Raw genomic sequence first — 2538 nt, 5'->3', positions numbered from 1 at the left:
GAGCAGCGGGCGGCACGCTCAGTGGGCGCCGAGGCGGCCGGCGGCGAGGGCGGAGGTGAACGCGGCCCAGGCGGCGGGGGTGACGGCGAGATGGGCGTCGGGGGTCTTGGTGTCGCCGACGAGGACGAGGTCGGGGAGGTTGGTGGCGATGCGGACGCACTGGCCGCCGCCTGCATCGCTGTAGCTCGATTTGAACCAGTTCGCTGCCGCCAGGTCGAGAGTCATTCCCTGTACTCCTTCGAGGTCCTCTTCAGCCATGCCAAAGACTCGTCTGGACTGAGTGCGAATGTCCGGAGCTGATCATAGACCAGGGCCAAGTTGCTTACCTCCTTCGGCTTTTCGACCAAGCGCCCACATCGGAAGCCTTCGCAATAGGCCACACGCGGACCGTCATCGAAGTTCAGGATGGTCAGGGGTCCTCCGAGGGCGCCGTGCGACCGTTCTAGCGGCAGGATCTGCACATGCGCGTTCCGACCGTCTGCAACATCGACTAGGCCCTCGACCTGGCGCTTCATCACCGAAGGGCCACCGACCATCTGCCGCACCGCAACCTCGTTGAGGACAGTCCAGACGAATGGCGGGTGGGTGCGCGAGAGAATTGCCTGTCGCTGCTTCCGGATCTCCCAGAGATCCCGGAGTTCCTCCTCCGTCGCGCGAGGCGACCCGAGACGGAACTGCGCCAGCGCGTACTCCTCGGTCTGCCACAGACCTGGGACGACTGTGGCATAGGTGTCATGCGCGTTGGCCTCGGGCTCCAACTCCTTGTACCGCCGGGCCCAGTCCGCAACGCCTTCTGTCTCCACCAGCGGATAGAGCCGCGTGAAGATCCCCCGCGCCTTCGGCAGCGCCCGGTCCAACAACCCCGGCAGGTCCGGCGGCGGGGTCCGCGTCCCGGTCTCGATGTTCGAGATGTGCGTCTTGCTGTACCGCACCACCTCCGCCAGTCCTCCGACCGACAGCGACGCGTCCTTCCGGTGGAACCGCATCTCCGCACCGAAGAAGTCCCGGCTCGACCGCTCGGGGTACAGCTCCCGCTCCTCGATGCCCATCTTCCGAACCTCCGCCGTTCCCAGGGCCCTTGCGTACGTTCCCGTCACGCTGCGCACGTGGCGTGACTGTTCACGGTAACCGCGAGGAGCGACGATCGGGGCACGGACAGTGAAAAATCCACCCGGAGCCCGACGTGACCGTTCCCAACCCCTTCGCCTCCCGCATCCTCCCCGAGTGCAGCTGCCCCGCGGACTGCGGCGGCCGTCCCGAGGCGGGGCGGCCGCTCCACCCCGTCCACCCGGAGGTCCGACCCGGCGGGCGCACACCGCCACCGGTCCCGTACCTGCCGCGCACCCGCGGGGAGTTGGTCCACGACGCCCTCAACAACCGCACCGGGGTGTTCATGGGGCGGATCGGCAAGGCCTACTACCTCCGGCCCGAACGCGGTGGCGCGGAGTGGGAGGCCGACCCCCGCTGGCTGCAGCGCCCCGACGAGAGGACCTCGCGATGAACCGACTCCGCGCCCAACTCAGGCTCGCGATCACCGAGTTCGAGCACGCCACCGCACACCTCGACCTCCCGGACCCGGTCGAGGGCTGGCGCCTGACCCCGGCCGGCGAGGTCCGCATCCAACTGCGCCCCTTCCTCCCCTCCGAACTCGTCCGCCTCGCCCGGGCCCTGGAGGAGTCCGCGCCGTGAGCACCAAGCTGCAGGCCTGCGCGGTCTCCGTCGCCGCAGCCCTGCCCATCGGCGCCGTCCTGCTCTGCCTCGCCCTCCCGCCGGTGGACACCCCCGACCGAACCCAACCCGCCGAGCGCCACACCCCAGGACCTGCGCCGGGCCGGCATCGGCCCGTGCACGGGCCGTTCGGACTGGCCGGCCGGTTCCCGTGAGGCGATCGCGGGACGGCATCCGCCCGTGCGGCCGGAGGAATCACCGGTCCACGAGTCCGAGCCGCCTGGGAACCACCGAAAATCCGACACCCGGAGCCGGTGCCGACGGGGCGAGGAATTCACCGTCCCACCAATTTCGGAATTCCCGGGCCGGCCCCCGGAGCATCGGGTCGGCAGCGGAATTCGCGCGGGTGCCCACCGTGCGCCGTGCGGCCCACCGGCACCTGCGGCGGAGGGCTCGACCAGCCCCGCCGGCAGGTCGAGCCCCGGCGCTGTCGTCGGCGCCACCGCACCGCGGGGCTCTCCGGGTCGGATCTCAGGGGCACGTCAGGGGCACATCAGGGATGGGAGTGCGTTACCCGAAAAGGCATTCCGGGAAGAATTCTCCATAGATCCACCAGGAAACCCGGAGCGAGTCGGAGGGATTCGCACGGCCAAGACTTGGGGGGCTTCATGGCTGCACTGATCGACGTTTTCAAATTGTTCCTGCTCGGCGGTATGGGCGCCTTCGGCACCGCCGCCGCGACCAAGCTCAACGACCCCTGGTCGATCGTGGTGGCGGTGCTCACCGCCGCGATCCTGATCGTCACCGTCTTCGCCTGGCTGTTCCCGATGCACTGAGCAGTCCTCGCCCCGCGGTCGCCCTGCCCGACGG

The 2538-nt window shown here is 69.4% G+C and carries 6 protein-coding genes; 4 read left to right on the top strand and 2 right to left on the bottom strand.

All coding sequences use genetic code 11. From position 1 onward, the window contains the following. Positions 1-18 precede the first annotated feature (18 nt). Together ACFW1A_RS39960 and ACFW1A_RS39955 are read right to left on the bottom strand one after the other, a co-directional pair. Positions 19-225 carry a DUF397 domain-containing protein gene (locus ACFW1A_RS39960; protein ID WP_380418561.1) on the bottom strand — a complete coding sequence of 69 codons (207 nt, stop codon included), beginning with the start codon at positions 223-225 and terminating at the stop codon, positions 19-21. Further along, a complete protein-coding gene (locus ACFW1A_RS39955; protein ID WP_380418559.1) occupies positions 222-1049 on the bottom strand; it encodes a helix-turn-helix domain-containing protein in 828 nt (275 codons plus the stop codon). The genes ACFW1A_RS39960 and ACFW1A_RS39955 overlap by 4 nt, the downstream gene beginning before the upstream one ends. A gap of 134 nt (positions 1050-1183) precedes the next feature. Here ACFW1A_RS39955 and ACFW1A_RS39950 point away from each other — a divergent pair, with 134 nt between their 5' ends. The 4 genes from ACFW1A_RS39950 (at position 1184) to ACFW1A_RS39935 (ending at position 2504) form a co-directional block, all read left to right on the top strand. After that, positions 1184-1501 (top strand): hypothetical protein, encoded by a 318-nt coding sequence (locus ACFW1A_RS39950; protein WP_380418557.1) that lies wholly within the window; start codon positions 1184-1186, stop codon positions 1499-1501. Further along, complete coding sequence (locus tag ACFW1A_RS39945) at positions 1498-1689, top strand: hypothetical protein (RefSeq protein ID WP_380418555.1); 192 nt, start codon at positions 1498-1500, stop codon at positions 1687-1689. Before ACFW1A_RS39950 ends, ACFW1A_RS39945 begins: the two co-directional genes overlap by 4 nt. Further along, complete coding sequence (locus ACFW1A_RS39940; RefSeq protein WP_380418553.1) at positions 1686-1883, top strand: hypothetical protein; 198 nt, start codon at positions 1686-1688, stop codon at positions 1881-1883. Before ACFW1A_RS39945 ends, ACFW1A_RS39940 begins: the two co-directional genes overlap by 4 nt. A 453-nt stretch (positions 1884-2336) precedes the next feature. Beyond that, complete coding sequence (locus ACFW1A_RS39935) at positions 2337-2504, top strand: hypothetical protein (RefSeq protein WP_380418551.1); 168 nt, start codon at positions 2337-2339, stop codon at positions 2502-2504. Positions 2505-2538 lie beyond the last annotated feature (34 nt).

Origin of the sequence: Kitasatospora sp. NPDC058965 (assembly GCF_042741245.1) — a bacterium.
In the GTDB taxonomy this organism is placed as follows: domain Bacteria; phylum Actinomycetota; class Actinomycetes; order Streptomycetales; family Streptomycetaceae; genus Kitasatospora.
Note: the sequence above shows the minus strand (reverse complement) of the source record. Positions and strands in the feature narration are given on the sequence as shown.